This window comes from Saccharomonospora saliphila YIM 90502, assembly GCF_000383795.1.
Lineage (GTDB): Bacteria > Actinomycetota > Actinomycetes > Mycobacteriales > Pseudonocardiaceae > Saccharomonospora > Saccharomonospora saliphila.
This window is the reverse complement of sequence record NZ_KB912661.1, coordinates 1-2,068: the sequence shown is the minus strand read 5'-3', so window position 1 is coordinate 2,068 and position 2,068 is coordinate 1. Positions and strand designations below refer to the sequence as shown.

Below are 2,068 nucleotides of genomic sequence, written 5' to 3'. Positions count from 1 at the left end.
CAGCGCCGCTCCCGCCGTCGGCAGCACCGCGGCCTGTACGGCGCAGGCCCCGAGCGCCACGACCGCGACCACCAGCGGCGGGGTCACGACCCGGGGCAGCAGGTCACGCACCGCGTCGACATCGTCGACGAGCCTGCGCACGCCCTCACCCCGGCGCAGGCGGTGTGTGCGGGCGGGCCCGAGTCGTACCAGCGCCTGCCACAGCCGTTCCCGCAGGCGGGTCGCCACGCGGAAGGCTCCGTCATGGGTGGCGAGGCGTTCCAGGTAGCGCAACCCGGCACGCGCGAGGCCGAAGGTGCGTACCCCCACCACCGCGACGGTGAGGGTGAGGATCGGCGGCTGCTGCGACGCCCGCGCGATGAGCCAGCCCGAGGTGGCGGTGAGCGCGATCCCGGACAGCAGGGCCGTCGCGCCGAGCAGCACCCCGCGCGCGAGCCGCCGGTCGCCCAGCGACCGCAGTGGCAGCGGGCGGGCGAACGCGGTCCGCGCACCGGTCCGCCCTGCCTCGACGTCACCGCCAGCGCGGGGGGAGTCGGCACTGGTGCCGTCGCCGCTGGTGCCGACGGTGCTGGTGCCGACGGCGCTGGTGCCGACGGCGCCGACCGCGACAGGACCAGCGGCACGCTGCGCACCCGCGGTGCGCACGCCACTCCCGGCACTCTCGCCGTCGGCGCGCCCGGCACCGACAGCACCAGCGGTGCCGCCGTCTCCGCCACCGACGAGTGCCTGATCGTCGGCACCACGCGCGTGCGCGGCGAGCACGACGGCGGCGCCGCCACGCTCGGCCTCCGACACGGCCGACCACACCAGTCGTGCGCTCGCCGCGTCGAGGTGCGCCGTCGGTTCGTCGAGCAGCAGCAGCCAGGCGCCCCGCCGCAGCCGCAGCAGGGCCCGCGCGACCGCGACGCGCTGCCGCTGTCCCGCCGAGAGGCCGCCGACGGACCGGTCGGCGAACCCCGTGAGCCCCACGCGGTCCAGAACAGCGGTGACGTCCTCATCGAGCCGGGTGGTCTCCCCCACGCCGGGGTGCTCCCTCGGGGCCGCGAGCTCCAGTTCGGCACGGACGGTCCCGCCCGCGAACGCGGGTGACTGCGGAACCCACGCCACGGACTCCCGCCAGGCCGGCCAGTCGATCTCGTCGAGCGGCACGCCGTCCACCGTCACGGTGCCCGAGGCTGGGCGGACGAAACCCAGCAGCACCGCCAGAGTGGTGGACTTGCCCGCGCCGCTGGGCGCGCTCAGCCACGTGGTGTGCCCGGGGCGCACGGTCCGCGTCAGCCCGTCCGGGGCGAACCCGCCGCGCCTGCGCACCCGCAGGCCGGACAGCACGATCTCTCCCCGTCCGGGAACGTGGGTGCCGCCGCCGGGTTCCGGCTCGTCGAGCACGTCGGCGACCCGGCGCACGGCCTCCACACCGTCCTGGCTGGCGTGGAAGGCCGCGCCCACCGACCGGATCGGCTGGTAACACTCGGGCGCCAGGATCAGCACCCCGAGCCCCACGGCCAGGCTCAGGTCCCCCGAGACGAGCCGGACGCCGATCACGACAGCGACCAGCGCCACCGACAGCGTCGCGGCCAGCTCCAGCGCGAACGCCGACGAGAAGGCCAGGCGCAACGTCGACAGCGTCGTGCGCCGGTGCCGGTCGCTGACCCGGCGGACCGCGGTGGCCTGCGCCTCGGCGCGCCGGAAGGCCACCAGCGCGGGCAGCGCCCGCACGAGTTCCAGCAGATGGCCGGAGAGCCGGTGCACGGCGTCGGTGGCCGCGCCGACACGGTCGGCGGTATAGGTACCGATCAGCACCGCGAACAACGGCAGCAGCGGCAGCGTCACCGCGATGATCACGGCCGACGGCCAGTCGGCGACCAGCACGGCCGCGCCGATGCCCACGGGCAGGGCCATCGCCGTGACCAGCGCGGGCAGGTAGTCGGTGAAGTAGGCGTCGAGCGCGTCGAGCCCGCGCGTGGTCAGGGCGGTGAGCCGCGCCGCACCCCGGTCGTCGATCCACTCCGGACCGAGCCGGAGTGCCCGGTCGACGACCCGGGCGCGCAACTCCTCTTTCGCGCCGGCC

Annotated in this window: 1 protein-coding gene; it reads right to left on the bottom strand. The window is 76.2% G+C overall.

The genetic code is table 11. The features are described from left to right. Nucleotides 1-2,068, bottom strand: a 2,068-nt coding sequence (gene cydD, locus SACSA_RS26750) for a thiol reductant ABC exporter subunit CydD (protein WP_019815719.1), incomplete at both ends; no start/stop codon positions are given.